The organism is Pseudomonas sp. EA_35y_Pfl2_R111, from assembly GCF_963970955.1.
Classification (GTDB): Bacteria; Pseudomonadota; Gammaproteobacteria; order Pseudomonadales; family Pseudomonadaceae; genus Aquipseudomonas.
Genome location: NZ_CAXAOM010000004.1, coordinates 66,113 through 86,977, shown reverse-complemented (window position 1 = coordinate 86,977; position 20,865 = coordinate 66,113). Strand labels below are relative to the sequence as shown.

General features: G+C 63.4%; 12 protein-coding genes and 1 pseudogene. 8 read left to right on the top strand and 5 right to left on the bottom strand.

The features are described 5' to 3' along the window. Positions 1-10 precede the first annotated feature (10 nt). The 4 genes and pseudogenes from AACY25_RS21035 to pbpC form a co-directional block, all read right to left on the bottom strand. Positions 11-739 (bottom strand): methyl-accepting chemotaxis protein, encoded by a 729-nt coding sequence (locus AACY25_RS21035; protein ID WP_445262163.1) that lies wholly within the window; start codon positions 737-739, stop codon positions 11-13. Positions 740-880: 141 nt separating this feature from the next. Continuing rightward, a pseudogene (locus AACY25_RS21030) lies at positions 881-1,897 on the bottom strand (HAMP domain-containing protein); the annotation flags it as partial. Between the two features lie 177 nt (positions 1,898-2,074). Continuing rightward, positions 2,075-2,989 carry a substrate-binding domain-containing protein gene (locus AACY25_RS15870; RefSeq protein ID WP_339525793.1) on the bottom strand — a complete coding sequence of 305 codons (915 nt, stop codon included), beginning with the start codon at positions 2,987-2,989 and terminating at the stop codon, positions 2,075-2,077. Positions 2,990-3,196: 207 nt separating this feature from the next. Beyond that, positions 3,197-5,578: a peptidoglycan glycosyltransferase PbpC gene (pbpC, locus tag AACY25_RS15865; protein WP_339525791.1), complete on the bottom strand. Its 2,382-nt coding sequence runs from the start codon at positions 5,576-5,578 to the stop codon at positions 3,197-3,199. A 138-nt stretch (positions 5,579-5,716) separates the two neighbouring features. Between pbpC and AACY25_RS15860 the strand changes: the two genes are divergently transcribed. After that, entirely contained in the window at positions 5,717-6,010 is a 294-nt protein-coding gene (locus AACY25_RS15860) for a hypothetical protein (protein WP_339525789.1), read from the top strand. A gap of 51 nt (positions 6,011-6,061) precedes the next feature. Here the strand turns inward: AACY25_RS15860 and AACY25_RS15855 are convergent, their stop codons facing one another. Continuing rightward, complete coding sequence (locus AACY25_RS15855) at positions 6,062-10,984, bottom strand: alpha-2-macroglobulin family protein (RefSeq protein WP_339525787.1); 4,923 nt, start codon at positions 10,982-10,984, stop codon at positions 6,062-6,064. 187 nt (positions 10,985-11,171) lie between these two features. Here AACY25_RS15855 and AACY25_RS15850 point away from each other — a divergent pair, with 187 nt between their 5' ends. The 7 genes from AACY25_RS15850 to dxs all read left to right on the top strand — a co-directional run bounded on the left by AACY25_RS15850 (position 11,172) and on the right by dxs (position 20,816). Next, positions 11,172-12,542, top strand: coding sequence for an MATE family efflux transporter (locus tag AACY25_RS15850; protein ID WP_339526280.1), 1,371 nt, complete (start codon positions 11,172-11,174; stop codon positions 12,540-12,542). After that, the gene (locus AACY25_RS15845) at positions 12,529-13,557 is read left to right on the top strand and encodes a sensor domain-containing diguanylate cyclase (protein WP_339525785.1); all 1,029 of its coding nucleotides are present in this window, start codon (positions 12,529-12,531) and stop codon (positions 13,555-13,557) included. The genes AACY25_RS15850 and AACY25_RS15845 overlap by 14 nt, the downstream gene beginning before the upstream one ends. Positions 13,558-13,584: 27 nt before the next feature. Beyond that, positions 13,585-14,040 carry a DUF2214 family protein gene (locus AACY25_RS15840; protein ID WP_339525783.1) on the top strand — a complete coding sequence of 152 codons (456 nt, stop codon included), beginning with the start codon at positions 13,585-13,587 and terminating at the stop codon, positions 14,038-14,040. Positions 14,041-14,208: 168 nt separating this feature from the next. Then, the gene (locus AACY25_RS15835; RefSeq protein ID WP_339525782.1) at positions 14,209-14,454 is read left to right on the top strand and encodes an exodeoxyribonuclease VII small subunit; all 246 of its coding nucleotides are present in this window, start codon (positions 14,209-14,211) and stop codon (positions 14,452-14,454) included. Then, the gene (ispA, locus tag AACY25_RS15830; protein WP_339525780.1) at positions 14,451-15,338 is read left to right on the top strand and encodes a (2E,6E)-farnesyl diphosphate synthase; all 888 of its coding nucleotides are present in this window, start codon (positions 14,451-14,453) and stop codon (positions 15,336-15,338) included. Before AACY25_RS15835 ends, ispA begins: the two co-directional genes overlap by 4 nt. A gap of 191 nt (positions 15,339-15,529) precedes the next feature. Next, positions 15,530-18,817 (top strand): carboxyl transferase domain-containing protein, encoded by a 3,288-nt coding sequence (locus AACY25_RS15825; RefSeq protein WP_339525779.1) that lies wholly within the window; start codon positions 15,530-15,532, stop codon positions 18,815-18,817. 100 nt (positions 18,818-18,917) lie between these two features. Beyond that, positions 18,918-20,816 (top strand): 1-deoxy-D-xylulose-5-phosphate synthase, encoded by a 1,899-nt coding sequence (gene dxs, locus AACY25_RS15820; RefSeq protein WP_339525778.1) that lies wholly within the window; start codon positions 18,918-18,920, stop codon positions 20,814-20,816. Positions 20,817-20,865 lie beyond the last annotated feature (49 nt).

Below are 20,865 nucleotides of genomic sequence, written 5' to 3'. Positions count from 1 at the left end.
CCGGCTGGGCTTACAAGCGGAAGTTGCCCATCTGTTTAGCCAGATCATCGGCCAGGCCGCGTAGGGTCTGGCAGTCCTCTTTACACACCTGTACCTCACCGGCGGTGGCATGGGCCAGGTCGGCAATGCCTTGCACATTGCGGTTGATCTCCTCGGTCACCGAGGACTGCTCCTCTGTGGCGGTGGCCACCTGGGTATTCATGTCGCTGATGCGTTCAATCTGCTCGGTAATCGCGCTAAGCGACTGCCCCGTACGCTGACTGGCCTCGACGCCAGTACCCGTGGCACGTTGCCCGGCATGCATGGAGCTCACAGCAGTTTCCGCGCCCTGCTTGAGGCGCTGAATCATCTGCTGGATTTCATCGGTCGAGCTTTGCGTGCGACTGGCCAGGGTACGCACTTCGTCGGCCACCACGGCAAAGCCACGGCCCATCTCGCCAGCGCGCGCCGCTTCGATGGCCGCGTTCAGCGCCAGCAGGTTGGTCTGCTCGGATATGCCGCGGATCACCGCCAGCACCTGATCGATCGATGCCACCTGCTCGGCCAGCTCACTGACTGCTGTGGCGGCATTACCAATGTCAGTGGACATGCTCTCGATATGCCCGATGGATTGGCGCACCTCATTGCGCGCGCCTTGCGCCTCGTCTCGTGCACTTTGCGATGATTGCGCGGCGCTGCTGGCGTTACGCGCGATTTCCTGCACGGTCAGGCCCATCTCGTGCACCGCAGTGGCGACCATATCGGTCATATCCTGCTGCTGGCTAGAGCGCCCGGCGGTATTGTCGACCACCTGCGCCACCTGGCTGACTGAGGCACGCAAGCGTTCGCTGGTCGCCAGTACGTCACTGATCAGGTTGCGCTGACCACCAATAAAGCGGTTGAAGCCGCGGGCCAGATCGCCCAACTCATCCTCACGGGATTCATCCAGACGACGGGTCAAATCACCACCGCCACCACCGATTTCTACCAGTGCAGCGGTCACCTGACGGATTGGCCGTACCAGGCCACGCGCCAGCAGCACCACCAGGCAGAGGAACAACAAGGCGACGCCAACGCCGATGGCGCTGGTCATCAGCAACGCTTGGCGCGCTTCGGCATAGATTTCCGCCTCTGGCACTTCGCTGACCAGCAGCCAGTCCAGGCTGGAAAGCTTCTGTGCCACCGCCAGGAAGGTTTCACCGTCACGCTCGAAACGCACCGCTTTGCCACCGCTGCTGAGCAACTCATCAGCCGGAGCCTTGCCAAACTGCTCGGCAAGACGGCCACTGCCACTCAATTCAGCTTGCGGATGCACCTTGATATCGCCCTGGGCATCAATCAGAAACACCTGGCCGCGTTCGCCAAAACGAAAATCGCGGATCATCTCCGACATGGCTTTCAGGCTGAAGCCCAGGCCGGAAACGCCGAGGGTTTTGCCACCCTGCTTGATCCGCTGGTTGATAAACAAAGTGGGCAGGCGCGTGCCCTTGTCGATATCGATTTCCAGCACCTGATCACGGCTGCTGTCGACCAGTTTGTAGAACCACTGGTTTTCCGGCTGATCACGGCTGATCACTCGGGCTAGGCCATCGCCGGTGAAATAGTTGCCACTTTCCAGTACGGCAATCGAGGTGGTCATAGCGTTCTGTTGTGCACGCACGCCCTCCAGGTAACGCGCCACGGCGTCGCGCTGGCCTTCCTCTTCACCAGCGGCCAGCCAGTCCTGAATAAAGGTATTGCCGGCAATCCCGGCGTTAGCGGTGATCGGCGCGGTCAGCACCCGCTCCAGATCGTTGCTAATTGCCAGCGCCCTGGCCGGCAACGCCTCTTCGACCAAGAAGCGCTCAGTCAGGCGATTGACCACCGCCGAGTAAACGCCCACCACGATCAGAATACTGGCGAGCAGGGCGGCGCCCATGCTGAGAATCAGCTGCCACTGAATGCTGCGTTTCCACAAGCCCATGGAAGTTACCTTCTAATTATTATTTGAAGACAGCAATTGAATACAATTTTGTATACAAACTCAATTGCCTACCGACGCTTAACAACTATCGGCCGCCTAGGCGGCCGACTTTAACGGCTCGACCGCCATGACTCATTCCGTCTGTCGCCACAGCCGCAGATAAGCATCCTCATGACTGAAATCCAGTTCGATGCTGAGTTCGTCCGTGCCCTGCAATACCTGCGTGGTAATCAGCAGCGGTGGTGTAACAAACAGGCTCGGCGGCTGGCCGGCAAAGGCGCGGTTCAATTCATCCACCAACTGCCAACCCTGCATGCCAAGCGGCTCGGCGACCGTGGCGACCTGCTGGGACAATCCCGAATGGATACGCCCCAGCGCCTTGGCCGAGCCATCGCCAGCGGAAATATTACGAATGTCCCTACGTTCGAGAGCACTGAGTGGCACGTTGATATGGTCGAAATACACGTCGTTGATCGCCAGGGTATGAGTCCACTCGGCGCCAAAGCGCCGCTGCAATGAGCGCACGCGTTCATCCATGCGCTTGCCGGCACTGGCAATTGGCAGGTCCTCGATGCTCAGCACTTTGCACTGCGCGCATTCTTCCAGGCGCTGCGCCATGCGCTGGGTCTTGGCGGTGGCAATGGCAAACTGGCTATCGGTAAACAGCACCACGCCGATTTTGCCGTCACGCATAGCGTATTCAACAGCCAGGTCGGCCACCTGCATCGGGTCGCTGGTGACATTGCTGAATAGCTTGTCCGTCGGACCGGGTCGATCTCCCGCGTGCCAGCCGACCAGGGCAATCTCGCGCGCCTGAAAAACATCATGCAGCGCGCCCAGATAATCCGCTCCGAAGCCGCCGAGTACTACGCCGTCTGGGTTACGTTCCAGCACCTGCGCCGCCAGGCGCTTGATCTCAGCGGGATCGCCGCGGCCGTCCACAGCATGCACCCGCCAGCCCAGCAGTTTGGCGGCGCGCTCAAAACTGCGGTACACCCCGACCACTCCGCCGTTGCGAAAATCCGCCGCGATAAAGCTCACCTGCATGCCACTACGAGCGGGCGGCGACTGCTTCGGCCCAGTCCACTGTTCCGCTGCAAGGAGCGCGCTGAATAGCAGCGCACATAGGCAAACGGCGGTTACGTAGCAAGCTCTTGACATCGCATATCCCTGCGTTCTGATCGGCAGACGACACACCGACCTTCACTTCACAGCGTAGTCACTCATGGACAGGGATGCTTTCGACCAAGTTCCTTAGTCCGACAGGCTGAACTCCACTCGTGCGGTCTGTCCGCTTTCATCCAGCACGCTGAGCTGATACCGCCCGTTGCGCGCAAAAACGTGATTGAACAGCGCATCGGAACCGGTTTCGGCAATCGGCTGGCCGTCGACAAACCACCAGCGCCGGCCACTGCCGCCCAGTGCGGACAGGCGCAAACGCAGCGCTTCGCTACTGCCAGCCGGGCGTCGCAAATGATCTCCCTCACGCACGCCGACAATCGACAGCGGCGCGGCGACGGGTACATGCCGTGGCGGGCACTGCGGATCAACCGCCGGCAGGCGTGCACTGCGTCGCTCGCGGCGTGGCAGCCAGGGTTCCAGTGGCGCCGGCCACAACGCCACACGCTGCGCCGTCGCGCCGGGGCAACTGGCATCCACGCGCATCCCGGCGGCATTGACCCAGAGGCTTTCCTGCAGCCCCAAGCCCAGCGGCTGATCCTGCGCCGGCAAGGTCGGCGGCGTGGTGCCATCCAGGGTCCATGCAAAGCGCTGGCGCCGGCAGTTGGGATCGCGACTGTCCAGCGGCTGGCCCAACGGCCAACAGATCGCCGCTACACCGACCGAGGCCGGCTGCGGGTCAATCGGCTGGGCAATGCCGCGCTGACTGTCGCGGTTGACCAGCAAATCATGCACCTGCAGCAGCAACGGCGCTGCCGAGGCCAGGCCGAATTGCCCGGACACCGGAGTGCCATCGGGGCGACCGATCCAAATACCAATCAAATAGCGCGGCGCCACGCCTATCGCCCAGGCATCGCGAAAGCCATAACTGGTGCCGGTCTTCCAGGCCAGGCTCGGGCGTTGCACCAGCTGCGCACGCGGGTCACGGTCCGGCCGCGCCTGACCACTGAGAATGCGCCGCACAATCCAGGCTGAGCCGGGTGACAGCAGGCGCCGCTCATACAACCCATCCTGCGGCTGAAAACGCAGGCGCGCGGCCATGCCACCACGGGCAAAGGCACTGTAACCGCTGACCAGTTCCTCCAGTCGGCTGCCGGCGCCGCCGAGAATCAGCGCCAGATTGGGTTCGGCCAGTGGTGGCAGCAGCAAGGGCACCCCAGCACTGCGCAACTCGCCGGCAAAGCGCTTCGGCCCGTAGGTTTCCAGCAGCTGTACGGCGGGTAGATTGAGTGAGGTGGCGAGCGCCTCGCTGGCGGACACCGCTCCGCTGAAGCCGGCAGCAAAGTTGCCCGGGCGGTAGTCGCCATAACGTCGCGGTACATCCTGCAGCAGCGATTCGGAATGGATCAGCCCTTCATCCAGGGCCATGCCGTAGAGAAAGGGTTTCAGGGTCGAGCCTGGCGAGCGCACGGCGTTGATCATGTCGACATGGCCGAAGCGCTTGGCATCGCCGATATCCACCGAGCCCAGGTAGGCGCGCACCGCCATGCTCGGTTGTTCGACCACAAGAATGGCTGCAGAGGTGCGCTCAGGTAGGCGCGCACGCCAACCCAGCAGCAGGTCTTCCAGACGACGCTGCAACGCTGCATCAATGGTGGTGCGAATCAGCGGTGGGCTGCCGCGCGTGTTCAGCCGCCGCGCCAGCAGCGGCGCCAGGCGAGGCTCCTGACGCGGAGCCAGCAGCACCGGCTCTTCCAAAGCATCGTTGATCGCCGACTGCGGCCACACTCCAAAACTATCCAGGCGGTTGAGCACTTTGTCGCGCGCTGCCTGGGCACGCTCAGGGTGACGATCGGGGCGCAAACGGCTGGGCGCTTGTGGCAGCACCGCCAGCAATGCGGCTTCGGCGCGGGTCAGCTGGCTCGGTGACTTGCCCAGATAGGCCCAGCTGGCGGCAGCCACGCCCTGCAAGGTGCCGCCAAACGGTGCGCGGTTGAGGTAGAGGGTGAGGATTTCATCCTTGGACAGATGCCACTCCAGCTGCAGCGTGCGCCACAGCTGCTTGAGTTTGCCGCTATAGCTGCGCGCATGCGGATCCAGCAACCGCGCCACCTGCATCGACAGGGTGCTGCCACCCGAGAGCACCCGCCCGCCGCTGAGGTTCTGCCAGGCCGCGCGGCCCAGCGCCAGCGGGTTGACCCCGGGATGTTGGTAAAACCAGCGGTCCTCGTAGGTCAGTAACGCTTCCAGGTAATAGGGCGAAACCTCACTGGGGCTGACCGGATAACGCCATACACCGTCGTGGTCGGCGAATCGCCATAGCGGCGCGCCGTCTTCGGCCAGCACCACGCGGGCCAGGTCATCGCCTGGCAAGGGCAGCGGAAACAGACGGTCAGCCACGAGCAGAATCAACAGCAGACACAGCGGAAAACCCAACCAAGGACGCCGTAGCAACGGCCACAGGCGATTACGCCACACGCGCAGAGCCAACCAATACAACTGTTTAACGCGGGTCATGCGTTGATCCATTCCTTGCATCCCGGAGCTGTAACCACAATTAACGGCCCAACCGGCCAACAGCGCTGCCATTCTGCCAAATGACTGGCACACTGGCGCGCAGTAGCAATCAACGCAGGGTCGAGTGGAACGAGAACTATGGGTGTAGAAGGTTTTTTTGAATCCCTTGGCGAGGCGGTCGGCTCGGTGATCCGCTTTATCGTCGAGGGCTTGAGCGGATTTTTCGGCATGCTCGGTGGTGCGGTCAGCAGCTTTATCACGGGCATGTCCAAGGCCTTGGGGGTAACGCCATCATTACTCAGCATCGTGGTTCTAGTGGCAGGTCTGTGGCTGCTGTACCTGGCGGTACGCGCCTTTATCCGGCGCTCGATTATTGCCGGGGTAATCTGGCTGGTGCTGGGGTTGTGGTTGCTGAGCGGTCTGATCAGCTAAGGCACACTGGCTAAACAACAAGGCCCGCCAATTTGGCGGGCCTTGTTCGTTCTAGCGCTCTTTAACGATCAAGCGCCCCGGCGTGGTGCCCAGCGCCTGCCAGTTCGGCCGGTACATCGACTCCACTTGCGGTGGCGGCACGCGGTAGCTGCCGGGGGTGACGGCGCGGGCCAGGTACAGCAGGTGGGTGGTGTCGTAGCCGTTGACATCCAGCGCTGCGACGTAGCGATCACCACGGAACTCTTGGTGTTTGATCGCCGCGTTCTGCATCGACTCACGCCACTCTTTCACTGCACTGCTGGCGTCATCCAGGCTGGCCGAGCTTTGCGCCAGGTTCTGGTTTTCCAGCTCCAGGCCCGCCGGCAGCAGGTCAACCACCAAAGCATCCGGCACCCGCTGCTTGGCGGATACGGCCAGGTGCACCAGCACCAGCTCGCCACTCTGCAGGTTGTTCAGATCCAGCGCCTGGCCATCCATGCCTAGATACTCGCGGTAGATACTGAGGTTCTCGCCACCGGCCGCTGGGGCCTGACGTGGGTAGCCGGACAGCGTCAGTTGTTGATACAGCGGCGTGTCGCCCGGCTTGCTCACTGCATTGCGGATAGTCAGCGGCGCTGCCAGATCACTGCCATCGAGCTTGAGGCCCGGCTGGGCATTGCTCAGCTCGAAGGCCAGGCTGCCGCTTTGCAGGGCTGCGCTCCAGCTCGGCTCCGGTTTGCTCAGCAGGTTGCGCCCGGCCAGGTACAGCGAGTTGCGCTCCTGAGTCGACAGCCACTGCTGCCCGGCTACTTCATCGGCCAGGTTGAACAGCCGCTCTTCACGGCGATTTTTCGCCAGATCATGCTCTTCCAGCAGCGCCAGAATCAGCGCCTGGTCGCGCAGCGGGCTGCCGTAGTCGGCCAGCCAGGTATTGCTCTCACGACCACGGGCCAGGCCTGCGGTCAGCAGTTCGTCGGCACGCGGCTGGTCGCCCATTTTCTGCAGGGCCACGGCCAGGTGCACCAGCGGCAAGCCGGACAGTGCATCGCTGCGCCGCTCATACAGGCTGCGCAAGGCACCCAGCGGCGCCTGTTGGCTGCGCGCCAGCACGTAACCGGCGTAGGCCTGCACGGCAAAGCGGCTGTGGTTGGCGTTGTCGCTGTAGTTGACCTCGATCAGATGACGTTCCTGCAGGTAGCGCAGCAAGCGTTCGTTGGCCTTTTTCAGCGCCTCTTCCGGCACGCCGAAGCCCTGCTCGCGGGCACGCAAAAGGAAGTCGCTGACGTAAGCGGTCAGCCAGTACTCCTCATCGCTGTCCGCGCCCCACAGACCGAAACTGCCGTTGTAGCGCTGCATGCTCAGCAGACGCTCGATACCCAACTCGATGGAGCGCTTGCGCTGCTCATCCGGCTCGGCTTCCACGCCCAGACGTTTCAGCGTGGCGGCATCGGCATACAGCGACGGATACAGGCCGCTGGTGGTCTGCTCCAGGCAGCCGTACGGATAGGCTTTCAGTGCGCGAATCTGCTCACCCAGGTTGAGCGGCGGCCGGCTGGAAATCGCCAGCCGCGCTTCCAGACCAGCAGTTTCAAAAGCACTCAAGGCATCGGCAGGCAGCAGCCAGGCTTCGTCTTTCAGCACCGCGCGGAAGTGCTGCAGTTGCGCCGGGTAGGCCGGGCGAATGCCCAGGGTCCACTCACGGCTGAACGGCGGCAGGTCCTCACCGGGCAGGGCCAGGCCATTGACGCTGACCTTGAAGCGCCCTTGCCCGTAACCGCCCAGCGCGGTGACCGGGATGCGCAGAATGGTGCGCTGACCATCCGCCAGGGTGATCGGCGCCACCGCCGCACCCGGGTTCTGCGCCAGACGCAGCTGACCTTCGGCGCTCAGTTGCACATCGAGTTTCTGCTCGCGCCCGGACAGGTTGCTCAGGTCCAGGGCCAGGGTGGTTTCATCGCCCCCGGCGAGGAAGCGCGGCGCGGACAGCTCGGCAATCAGCGGGGCAGCGACCACTGTCTTGCCTTCGCCCATGCCGTAATGCTCATCGGTCCAGGCTTGCGCCATCAGCCGCAGCTCGCCGTTGAAGTCGGGGATATTCAGGCTGACTTCACCTTCACCCTGCTCATTCAGCGCCAGCGGTTGGCTCTGCAGTGCGACGATCAGCACGCTGGTATCCGGGCGTTTGCCGCCACCGGCCAGCGCCGCGTCACCACCGAAGGCCAGCTTGGCCACCCGGCCCTGGCCGGCTTCGATCAGTTGCCCGTAGATATCCAGTTGATCCGCGCCATAGGCCTTGCGGCCGAAGAAGTCGGCGAATGGATCGGGCGTGGCGTACTCGGTGATATTGAGGATGCCGACATCCACTGCCGCCACCAGCACCTGCGCCTGTTTCGGGATACTGCCGTCAGCATTGCGCGCCTGCACCTTGACCTTCAGCGGCTGGTTAGGACGCATCTTTTCCGCAGCGGTAAGGGTCAACGCCAGTTTGCGCGGCGCACGTTCCAGCGGCAGATGCAGCAGGCCGACCGCGCGCTTAGGCGTGGCATTGCTCTTGCGTTCGCCCGGACGGATCACCAGGGCGCTGACATACAGGTCATGCCGCGCCCACTCCTTGGCAATCGGGATATCGAAGGTCTTGCCTTCGGCCGGCACGTCGATCTCTTCCCACCACAGCGGCCCTTCGCTGGATTCCACCATCAGATAACCCTTGCCCGCAGAAGGCGGGGTGACGGTGACCTGGGCGGTGTCGCCATCGACGTACGCCGGTTTATCCAGCGCCAGCTTGACTTGATCCGGGCGCACCGCGCCGCCATCGGCGTTGTCCTGCCAGCGGTAGCCGGCCCAGAAGCGCATGCTGCTGAGCATGCCGGTCTGCGCATCGATAACTTCAACGCGGTATGGGCCCCACTCCACCGGGAAGCTGATCTTGGCAGTCCCGCCGGCCGCGACCTTGAGGGTTTCCTCGTTGAGGGTAAGGAATTTCTCGGTGTAGTTATGGCTCCAGCCATCGCTCTCGGAGAAGTTCCAGAAGTAGTCACGGCGTTCACGAATCAGGCGCACGCTAAGCTGATCGGCCGCCAGCTTGTTGCCCTCGGCATCGGCCACCAGCACTTCGAACTCGGCCAGGCTGTCGGCGTCCACTTCTTCACCGTCAAACAACCCGCGCACACCGGGCAGACGCTCGGCTGGCCAGACCGGCTGGATAACCCGCCGGGTAATCGCCCGGCCGCCGGATTCCTGCAGACTGGCTTGCAGAATCAGCCGCAGCGGCGATTTGGCATCGGCCCAGCGGCTTTCGATATCCAGGCTGGCCTTGCCCTGCTCGTCCAGGCTGGTTTCATCCAGCTCGATGTCCTCGCTCAGCTCTTCTTCGGTGACCGAACCGAACTGATAACCCGGCAGGCTGGCCACCGCCTCACGCAGCGGACGTACATAGAGTTGCCCGCTGAGGCGATTGCCCGCCGCCGGCGCGCCATACAGATAGCGCCCCGTCACGTCGAACTGGGCATTTTCTGCCGGGCTGTAGGGTACTTCGCTGCCCTTGAGTTCCAGCGCCATACGTTCCGGCAGGAAGTCTTCCACGGAGAATTCATACAGCTGCTGGCGACCATCGCCAAGGTCGAACAGCAGCTGCCAGCGCCCGGTCGGCGCTTCATCGGCCAGTTGCAGCTGGTACTGATACAAACCGGCGTCATCGGCCTGCCAGACAAATTTGCGGCTGACCTGTTCATCCGGCCGGCGTACTTCCACATTGACTGGCTGGGCTTTTACCGCGCGGCCATCGGCATCGCGCAGCAGGCCGTTGAGCAGCACAGTTTCGCCGGGACGATAAAGATCACGCGGGCCAAATACGAAGAACTGCAACGGGTGGGCGACGGGACCTGCGATATCGAACTCGGCCAGGTCAAGCGCGGCGGTGTTCAGGCGCAGCAGGCTGGTCTGCTCACCCTGGTGGGCCAGCAGCACTTCGGCTTTGGGCGGCAACGGCAGTTCGCCATGGCCGGCGCCATCGGTCTTGCCTTCGGCCAGCACCTGGCCTTCGGCATCAAGGATTTCCAGGCGTACATCGCCCAGGGCATCACCGCCGGCCAGGGCCTGGGTGAACACATCGATACGGTTCTGGTAGCGCCGCGCGGACAGGCCGATATCACTCAGGGTGAACAGCGTGGCTGGCTGCGAGTAGTTGTAGCTGCCGGCTTCACGCATCACCGCCAGGTACACGCCAGGTTGTTTGAATGGCTCCAGGCCGGCAATCGGCAGCAGCAGGGTTTCGCGGGTATTACGCGCGGGGTTCAGGTCGAAGCGGCCGCCGTAGACCAGATCGGCCATCGGCAGCAGACTGCGGGCTTCCCAGTTATCCAGATTGCTCGAACGGCCCCAGCGGTTAAGGAAGGCCGGCAGAGATTCAGGTTTGATGCGGAAGAACTCGACATTGATCTTGTCGACGTTCAGCGCGATCACCGGCAGGCCTTCGGCAAGGCGCGTGGGCAGCAAGGAGCCACGACTGGCGAAGCCGACACTGGCTTGCAGGTCGCGGGTTTCCAGGCGGGTGACCTGCTCGGCGGCGAGGCTCTTGCCATTCAGCCCAAGCAGACCGGCATCCACAGTCAGTACCAGTTTGCGCTGCGGCTCCAGATGGCGCAGGCGTACCTCCATCAGGTTGTCGCTCAGCTCCCAGGCGCCATCGACCTTGCCATCTTTGCTATCGACCAGGTGCAGGCGCTCGGCGAGTTTCTGCTCAGGGTCAAGCGGCACCGAGAAGCTGACCGACAGTGTGCTGGCACCTTCCAGCTGCACTTCCGACACATCCACCACGGTCAGTTCGCGGCCGGCATAACGCTCGGCCAGCGCCTTGCGGTCGACCGCCGGCTTGGCAGCCTCGCTGCTGACAGGGGTGGCTTGGGTCGCCGTTACTTCGGCGGGCCCAGAGGTGGATGAATCACAGGCGCTGAGCAGGCTCAGGACAAGTGCCAGAAGCAGTCCATTCTTCGGCATTGCGGGGCTCCAACAAGGGTAGGTGCAGAGGCCTGACACTATAGTCGAGCCGTCTATATACAACTAAGGGACATGCACAAAATTGCTCAGCAGCGCACGCCAGTCGATCAGTGTTTAATAGCCCGCCTGTGACACGCGCCCGCGCATTTCGTTGCAGCCTCCGCCAATCAAGTTGAGAGCGCATTTGATAAACGCCGTACGCGATGCCTGGCAACACAGGCCGACCCATCAACGGGTCTGGGCGCTGGCTGCGCCGATGATCCTCTGTAACCTCTCGGTGCCGCTGGTGGCGCTGGTCGACAGCACGGTGATCGGCCATCTACCGCACGCCCACCAATTGGCTGCAGTGGCCGTCGGTGGCAGCCTGTACACCTTGCTGACCTGGGCGGTGGGTTTTCTGCGCATGGGCACCACCGGTTTCAGCGCTCAGGCGGCAGGGCGTGATGATGGCGGCGCGCTGCGTCAGGTGTTGCTGCAGGGTTTGCTACTCGGTGTGCTGCTGGCGGTGGTGCTGATCAGCCTGGCCATCCCCTTGAGCAGCGCCGCACTGAGCTTGATGCAGCCCTCGGCGCAGCTCGATGAGTTGGCACGCAGCTATCTGTATATCCGCCTGTTCGGTCTGCCCGCGGCGCTGGCCACCTATGCCCTGGTTGGCTGGCTGCTGGGCACGCAGAACGCCCGCGGGCCGCTGGCCATTCTGCTGACCACCAACCTGTTGAATGTCGCCCTCGATCTGCTGTTTGTCCTCGGCCTGCACTGGGGCGTGGCCGGCGCGGCCTGGGCCTCGGTGATTGCCGAGTGGAGCGGCGCCCTGCTCGGTCTGTACCTGGCCCGACGCGCCCTACGCGCCTATGCCGGCACGCTGGACTGGGCAGCGCTGCGCCGCTGGCTGAACTGGCGACCGCTGCTGGCGGTCAACCGCGACATTTTTATCCGCACCCTCGCACTGCAGGCGGTGTTCTTCCTGATCACCGTGCAGGGCACACGCCTGGGCGATGCCACCGTGGCGGCCAACGCCCTGCTGCTCAATGGTCTGCTGCTGGCCGCCCATGCCCTCGACGGGCTGGCCCATGCGCTGGAAGCGCTGTGCGGGCATGCGTTGGGCGCGCGAGATCGCAGTGCGCTAAAGCGTACGCTAATCGTCGCCGGCGGCTGGTCACTGCTCGCCAGCCTGGGCTTTGCGCTGTTCTTTCTGCTGGCTGGGCACTGGTTTATCAGCCTGCAAACCAATATCGCGGTGGTACGCGAGGCAGCATTCGCTTATCTGCCCTACCTGGCCCTGCTGCCGCTGATCGCAGTCTGGAGCTACCTGCTCGACGGCCTGTTTATCGGCGCCACCCGCGCCCGCGAGATGCGCGACGCCATGCTGCTGGCACTGCTGCTCTGCCTGCCGCCGGCCTGGGCCCTACAACCGTTGGGCAACCAGGGCTTATGGCTGGCATTCTTGAGCTTTATGGGCCTGCGCAGCCTGTGCCTGGGTGGCTATGCTTACCACCTGACCCGTACCGATCAATGGTTCGCCCCCAAATCACCAGGTGCACACCATGCTCAGCCCTGAAACACCCTGCGATGAAGTGCTACGCCAGCAGATTCTTGATGACAACGAGCTGCTCGACACGCCCGCCGATCCTTATTTGGATACCCTGGTGCGGGTGGTTCGTGAGGTCTTTGCGGTCAAGACCGTATTGATCAGCCTGATCGACCATGATCGCCAGTGGTTCAAGTCACGCATCGGCCTGGAGATCACCGAAACCCCACGGACCATTTCCTTCTGCGCCCACGCGATTCTCGGCACCCGCCCCTTGATCGTCGACGACACCCATAAAGACCTGCGTTTTCACGACAACCCAGTGGTAACCAACAACCCCCAGATCCGCTTCTATGCCGGGCAACCGCTGTTTTCCCAGGAAGGTCAGCCGCTGGGTACCCTGTGCCTGATTGACCCACGCCCCTGCCATCTAAGCGAGCAGCAGGTGCGCCTGTTTATCGACATGGCGACCTTGGTCGAGGGCTACCTGAAGCTGCGCCACGTCAGCGAGCAGACCGCGCAGCTGCGCGCGGCGCTGAGCCGTGAACAACGCAAGACCATGCTCGACCCGCTGACCCAGTTATGGAACCGCGCCGGCCTCAACCACTTTCTACCGAGGCAACAGGCACAAGCCGATGATCTGGGCCTGCAGCTCGGCGTGCTGTTCTGCGACCTGGATTACTTCAAGAAGGTCAACGACAGCCACGGCCACGCCGCTGGCGATCAGGTGTTGTGGGAAACGGCGCGACGCATCAGCGCCGCCGTGCGCCCGCAGGATGTGGTGACACGCAGCGGCGGCGAGGAATTCGTGGTGTTGCTGCAGGTACATGACCAGCATGAGCTGCTGCAAATCGCCGAACGCATTCGTACCGCCCTGAACAAAGATCCGGTAACTATCGACGAGCTGCATCTCAACCTGACCATTAGCATCGGCGCAGCCCTGCACAACCCAGGGGAACCACCGGCAACCACCATGAACCGCGCCGACCAGGCGCTGTATCAGGCCAAGGGCAATGGCCGTAACCGGGTTGAGCTCGCTAACTGACCATCCATACCAGACAAGGGAAACCCTATGGGCCAAGCCATTGCCGCCTACCTGCATTACCTGTCGATCTTCCTGCTGTTCGCCCTGCTTAGCATCGAGCATGTGCAATTCAAACTGCCGCTGGACCTGCGCCGCGCGCGCAGCCTGATCATCACCGACATCGCCTACGGCATCTGCGCCGGCGTGGTGCTGTTCACCGGCCTGGCGCGCGTACTCTGGTACGGCAAGGGCCTCGACTACTACCTAGGCAACAGCCTGTTTCACGCCAAAGTCGGCCTCTTTATCCTGGTCGGGCTGATTTCCGTGGTGCCGACCTTTGTCTTCCTCAACTGGCGCAACAGCCTCAAGACCGGCGAAGTGCCGCAGGTCAGCCCAGCCAAGGCGCGCCTGGTGATCATGGTGATTCGCCTGGAACTGTTGCTGCTACTGGTCATCCCATTACTAGCGGTGCTGATGGCGCGCGGCTATGGCGTGATCGGCTGACGCCTGAACAGACCAGCAAGCCTGTGGGAGGCGCTTTAGCGGCGAACGGATGTCGCGGCTAAAGCCCCTCCCACAAGCCCAGAAAGCGCCTGCTGATTTGCCCGCACGGCATGGCTCTGCTAGTGTCGCGCCGGTTCCAATTCCCCGATCTACCCCGAGATATCCGCCATGGCCGCCCGCAAAAAAGCCGCGCTCGACTTCGAGCAATCCCTGACCGATCTGCAGAAGCTGGTCGAGCGTCTGGAAAACGGCGAGCTGTCGCTGGAAGACTCGCTGACCGCCTTCGAACAGGGCGTGCGCCTGACCCGCGATTGCCAGACTGCCCTGGCTCAGGCCGAGCAGAAAGTGCAGATCCTCATGGAGCGCGACGGCGAGCTGGAGGAAGCCCCCTTCGACGCGGACCAGCAGGCATGATTGCGGCCTACCAGAGCAGCTGCCAACGCCGCGTCGATGCCGCCCTGGAAAACCTCCTGAGCAGCCCACGTCCGGAACTGGAACGTCTTTACGCCGCCATGCGCTACAGCCTGTTCAATGGCGGCAAACGGGTGCGCCCGCTGCTCGCCTACGCAGCCTGCGAAGCCCTCGGCGGCGAACCTGAGCGGGCCAACGCCGCGGCCTGCGCAGTGGAACTGATCCACGCCTATTCCCTGGTGCATGATGACCTGCCGGCAATGGACGATGACGACCTGCGCCGCGGCCAGCCGACTACCCACATAGCCTTCGATGAAGCCTGTGCGATTCTCGCCGGTGACGGCCTGCAGAGCCTGGCGTTTGAAGTGCTCAGCGATGCCACACACAACCCGCATGACGCCGAGTTGCGTCTGGCCATGCTCAGCACCCTGGCGCGCGCTGCTGGCCCGGCCGGCATGGTCGGCGGACAGGCCATCGACCTCGGCTCAGTCGGTCAGACTCTCGACCAGAACGCCTTGGAAATCATGCATCGACACAAGACCGGCGCATTGATCGAAGCCAGTGTGCAGCTCGGCGCATTGGCCAGTGGCAAGGCCGATGACCACGCACTAAAAGCCCTGCACACCTATGCGCGGGCTGTCGGCCTGGCGTTCCAGGTACAAGACGACATCCTCGACGTGGAAAGCGACACAGCCACCCTGGGCAAGACTCAGGGCAAGGACCAGGCCCACGACAAACCCACCTACCCGGCCCTGCTCGGCCTCGACGCCGCCAAGGCCTATGCCCTGGAACTGCGCGACCAGGCCCTGCACGCCCTGCGCCCATTCGACCAGGCCGCCGAGCCGCTGCGTGAGCTGGCGCGCTATATCGTCGAACGGCGCAGCTAACGCAGCGCAATGACCATTGAGGGCAAGCCCGCCTCTACATGAATCACCGCATTCCGTAGGAACGGGCCATGCCCACGATCACTCCGCCCCTTATCACCCATATCAATAGCCCAACCCATACCCGCTAAGGCTTGGTTTACCTCGCCCGCAGAGAGCCTAAGATGGCTGCAGAATAAAAATCTGGAGCCACCATGCCCGATACCGCCGCGCCCTTCGCCGCCCTGCTGATTGCCAACCGTGGCGAAATCGCCATCCGTATCGCCCGCGCCGCCAGTGAACTGGGCATCCGCTCGGTTGCCATCTACGCCGAGGACGATACCGCCTCCCTGCATGTACGCCAGGCCGATAGCGCTGTAGCCCTCAAGGGACGTGGCGTCGCGGCCTATCTGGATATGGATCAGATAATCGCCATCGCCCAGGCTCAGGGCTGCGATGCCGTGCATCCCGGCTATGGCTTTCTCGCGGAAAACGCCGAATTCGCCCGCAGCTGTCAGGCCGCAGGGCTGTGCTTTGTCGGCCCCAGCAGCGAGGTGCTAAAGCTGTTTGGCGATAAGGCCGCAGCACGGGCATTAGCCGAACGCTGCGCGGTGCCACTGGTGGCGGGGATCAATCGACCGATCAGCCTGGATGAAGCCCATGGCTTTCTCGCCGAACATGGCGCGGTCATGCTTAAGGCCTTGGCCGGTGGCGGTGGCCGTGGCATGCGCCCGGTATTTAGCGCCGCCGAACTGGACGAAGCCTTTGCCCGCTGCCAGTCCGAAGCCCGCGCCGCGTTCGGTAATGACGCGCTGTATATCGAGCAACTGGTGCGTAGTGCTCGGCATATCGAGATTCAGGTGCTGGGCGACAGTACAGGCGCGGTGAGCCATCTGTGGGAGCGTGATTGCAGCCTGCAACGCCGCCAGCAGAAGCTGGTGGAAATCGCCCCCAGCCCGGACCTGCCCCCTGCCACTCGCGAACGAATAATCGAAGCCGCACTACAACTTGCGCGCGGCGCCCGCTACCAGGGCCTGGGCACCTTCGAATTTCTGCTGGATGCCGAGCTGCCCGAGCGCTTCTATTTTATGGAGGCCAACCCGCGAATCCAGGTCGAGCACACCGTGACCGAGCAGGTCACCGGCGTCGATCTGCTGCACACCCAGCTCAAGCTGGCCGCCGGCCAGACCCTGACTGAGCTCGGCCTATTGCAACCGCCGCCGCTGAATGGCTGCGCCGTGCAGCTAAGGATCAATATGGAAAGCATGGGCAGCGATGGCAGCACCCGCCCGGCCGCTGGCACTCTAACCGCCTACCAGCCGCCCAGCGGCCCCGGCCTGCGCGTGGATGGCTACGGTTACGCCGGCTACCCGGTCAGCCCCAGCTACGACTCGCTGCTGGCCAAGCTGATCGCCCATGCGTCGGACTACCCCAGCGCCCTGCGCCGCGCCTATCGCGCGCTGTGCGAATTCCGCCTGGAAGGCGTGGCGAGCAATCTGCATCTGTTGCAAAACCTCCTGCGCCTGCCGCAGGTGGCGAGCTATCAGCTGACCACACGCTTTGTCGAAAACCACCTGGGCGAGTTGCTGGCCGCGCAGACCCAGGCTCATCGGCACCACTTCTTTGCAGCCATACAGCCCACGGACCAAACCACCAAACCGGTAGTAGACGCACCACCCGGCTGCCTGCCGCTGCTAACCCACAGCACCGGCGTGGTGGTCAGCCTGGACGTGGCCGAAGGCGATGCGGTGGCCGTCGGCCAGAGCATTGCCGTGCTGGAGGCGATGAAGATGGAGTTTGTCGTCACCGCCAGCCACAGCGGCATCGTCCGCCAACTGGCCGCGCAGGTCGGTAGCGCACTCAATGAAGGCCAGCCGCTGCTGTTTATCGAACCCGCCGAGGTCGACGCCGCCGCCAGCCAGAGCGAACAAAGCCTGAACCTTGAGCATATCCGTGCGGACCTGGCTGAAGTGCTTGAGCGCCATGCGGTGACCCGCGACGAGCGCCGCCCGCTAGCCGTGGCAAAACGGCGCAAAACTGGCCAACGCACGGTGCGCGAAAACCTTGCGGACTTGCTGGATGACGGCAGCTTTAACGAATACGGCGCCCTGGCGATTGCCGCGCAACGCCGCCGACGTTCGCTGGAAGAGCTGATCGAGCAGAGTCCGGCCGATGGCTTGGTGGCCGGTACCGGAACGGTCAACGCCGAGGCGTTCGGCAACCAGGCGGCGCGCTGCATGGCCATCGCCTACGACTACACGGTGTTCGCCGGCACCCAGGGCGTGATGAATCACAAGAAGACCGACCGTATGCTCGGCCTCGCGGCGCAGTGGCGCTTGCCCCTGGTGCTGTTTGCCGAGGGCGGCGGCGGCCGACCGGGCGATACCGATTTTGTCGGCGTGGCCGGGCTGGACTGCCATACCTTTGTCGCCATGGCCAAGCTCTCCGGGCTGGTGCCGCTGGTGGGCGTGGTGTCTGGCCGCTGCTTTGCCGGTAACGCCGCCCTGCTAGGGTGCTGCGATGTGATTATCGCCACCGACAACGCCACCATCGGCATGGCCGGCCCGGCGATGATCGAAGGCGGCGGTCTGGGCAGCTTCAAACCGGAAGAAGTCGGCCCGGTCAGCGTGCAAGGCCCCAACGGGGTCATCGACGTGCGCGTGGCCGACGAAGCCGAGGCGGTGCGGGTGGCCAAGCAGTACCTGAGCTACTTCCAGGGCGCACTAAAAGACTGGGACTGCGCCGATCAACGCGAACTGCGCCACTTGATTCCGCAAAACCGCCTGCGCGTGTATGACATCCGCCAGGTCATCGCCACCCTGGCCGACCGCGACTCGGTGCTGGAACTGCGCCGCCAGTTTGCGCCGGGACTAATCACCGCATTTATCCGCATTGAAGGTAAGCCATTCGGCCTGCTGGCGAATAACCCCGCGCACCTGGGCGGCGCCATCGACGCGGTCGCTGGCGACAAGGCCGCGCGCTTTATGCAGCTGTGCGACGCCTTCGATATCCCATTGCTGTCGCTGTGCGACACACCTGGATTTATGGTCGGCCCGCAGGCAGAGAAGCAGGCCACGGTGCGCCATGTCTCGCGCATGTTTGTTGCAGCCGCCAGCCTGACGGTGCCGTTCTTTACCGTAGTGTTGCGCAAAGGCTACGGCCTCGGTGCCCAGGCCATGGCCGCCGGCAGCTTCCATTCGCCGCTGTTTACCATCGCCTGGCCCAGCGCCGAGTTTGGTGCTATGGGCCTGGAGGGTGCGGTGCGCCTAGGTTTTGCCAAGGAACTGGCGGCCATCGAAGAGCCCGCCGCGCGCCAACAGCTGTTCGACAAGCTGGTGGCCAAGGCCTACCAGAACGGCAAGGGCATCAATATGGCCAGCTTCCTCGAGATCGATGCGGTGATCGACCCCGCGGAAACCCGCGCCTGGCTGCTGCGCGGCCTCAACGCCACGCCCAAGCCTGCACCGCGTGAAGGCAAGAAGCGCAGCGTCGATAGCTGGTAAGCGTTCAGCCCAGGGCGGGCATCTTGCGACAGCTTGTTTGGGCAGTTTCCGGCGCTTCGGGTAAACTGCCGCATCTTTTGCACCTATAACGATCTGCCTGATGCCGACGACCTTCCACGAGATTCCCCGTGAGCGCCCGCTGACGCCCCTTCTAGACCGCGCCAACACGCCGGACGAGCTACGCCGTCTGGGCGAAGCCGAGCTGGAAGTCCTGGCCGATGAGCTACGCCAGTACTTGTTGTATACGGTCGGGCAGACCGGCGGGCACTTCGGCGCGGGCCTTGGCGTGATCGAGCTAACCGTGGCGTTGCATTACGTCTTCGACACCCCGGATGATCGGCTGGTGTGGGATGTCGGCCATCAGGCCTACCCGCACAAGATTCTTACCGGCCGCCGCGAGCAGATGGGCAGCCTACGGCAGAAGGACGGCATCGCCGCCTTCCCGCGCCGCAGTGAGAGCGAGTACGACACCTTCGGCGTCGGCCACTCCAGCACCAGCATCAGCGCAGCCCTGGGCATGGCCATCGCCGCGCGCATCCAAGGCAGCAAACGCAAAGCCGTAGCGGTGATCGGCGACGGCGCCCTGACCGCCGGCATGGCCTTCGAGGCCCTGAACCACGCCAGCGACGTCAGCGCCAATATGCTGGTGATCCTCAACGACAACGACATGTCGATCTCCAAGAATGTCGGCGGCCTGTCCAACTACCTGGCCAAGATCCTCTCCAGCCGCACCTACGCCAGCATGCGCGAGGGCAGCAAGAAAATCCTCTCGCGCCTGCCGGGTGCCTGGGAGATCGCCCGTAAGACCGAAGAGCACGCCAAGGGCATGCTCGTGCCCGGCACCCTCTTCGAGGAGTTGGGCTGGAACTATATCGGCCCGATCGACGGCCACGATCTGCCGACCCTGCTCGCCACCCTGCGCAATATGCGCGACCTCGACGGCCCGCAGTTTCTGCATGTGGTGACCAAGAAGGGCAAAGGCTTCGCCCCGGCCGAGGTCGACCCGATTGGCTACCACGCGATCACCAAGCTGGAGCCGATCAACGCGCCAGCAGCACAACCTAAGCAAGCCAGCGGGCCGAAATACTCCAGCGTGTTCGGTCAATGGCTATGCGATATGGCCGCGACAGACCCACGCCTGGTCGGCATCACCCCGGCGATGAAGGAAGGCTCGGACCTGGTGGCCTTTAGCGAACGTTATCCCGAGCGCTATTTCGATGTAGCCATCGCCGAACAGCATGCGGTAACCCTGGCCGCCGGCATGGCCTGCGACGGCGCCAAACCCGTAGTGGCGATCTATTCGACCTTTTTGCAGCGCGCCTATGACCAGCTGATCCACGATGTCGCCGTGCAGCACCTTGATGTGCTGTTCGCCATCGACCGCGCAGGCCTGGTCGGCGAAGACGGTCCAACCCACGCCGGCAGCTTCGATGTCTCCTACCTACGCTGCATCCCCGGCATGCTGGTGATGACCCCGAGCGATGAAAACGAACTGCGCCGCATGCTCACCACTGGCCACCTATTCAACGGCCCGGCGGCGGTACGCTACCCACGCGGCAGCGGCCCGAATGCCACCATCGAGCCGGGCCTGGAGCCACTGGAAATCGGCAAAGGCATCGTCCGTCGCCAGGGCAGCAAGGTAGTCCTGCTGGTATTTGGCGTACAGCTGAGTGAAGCGCTCAAGGCCGGCGACGCACTCGATGCCAGCGTAGTCGATATGCGTTTCGTTAAACCCCTTGACGAAGCCCTGGTACGCCAACTGGCCGCCAGCCACGAGCTGCTGGTCACGGTTGAAGAGAACAGCGTAATGGGCGGAGCTGGCAGCGCGGTCAGCGAGTTCCTCGCCCACGCCGGTATCCTCAAGCCGATGCTGCATCTGGGCCTGCCGGACTACTACGTCGAGCACGCCAAGCCGGCGCAGATGCTCGCCGAATGCGGGTTGGATGCTGCGGGTATCGAAGCGGCCATCCGCGCGCGCCTCGCCACACTTTCTGCATGAGCACCGCTCATCCAGAGCTGAGCCAGGCTTGCTTGTAATTCACTCTGCC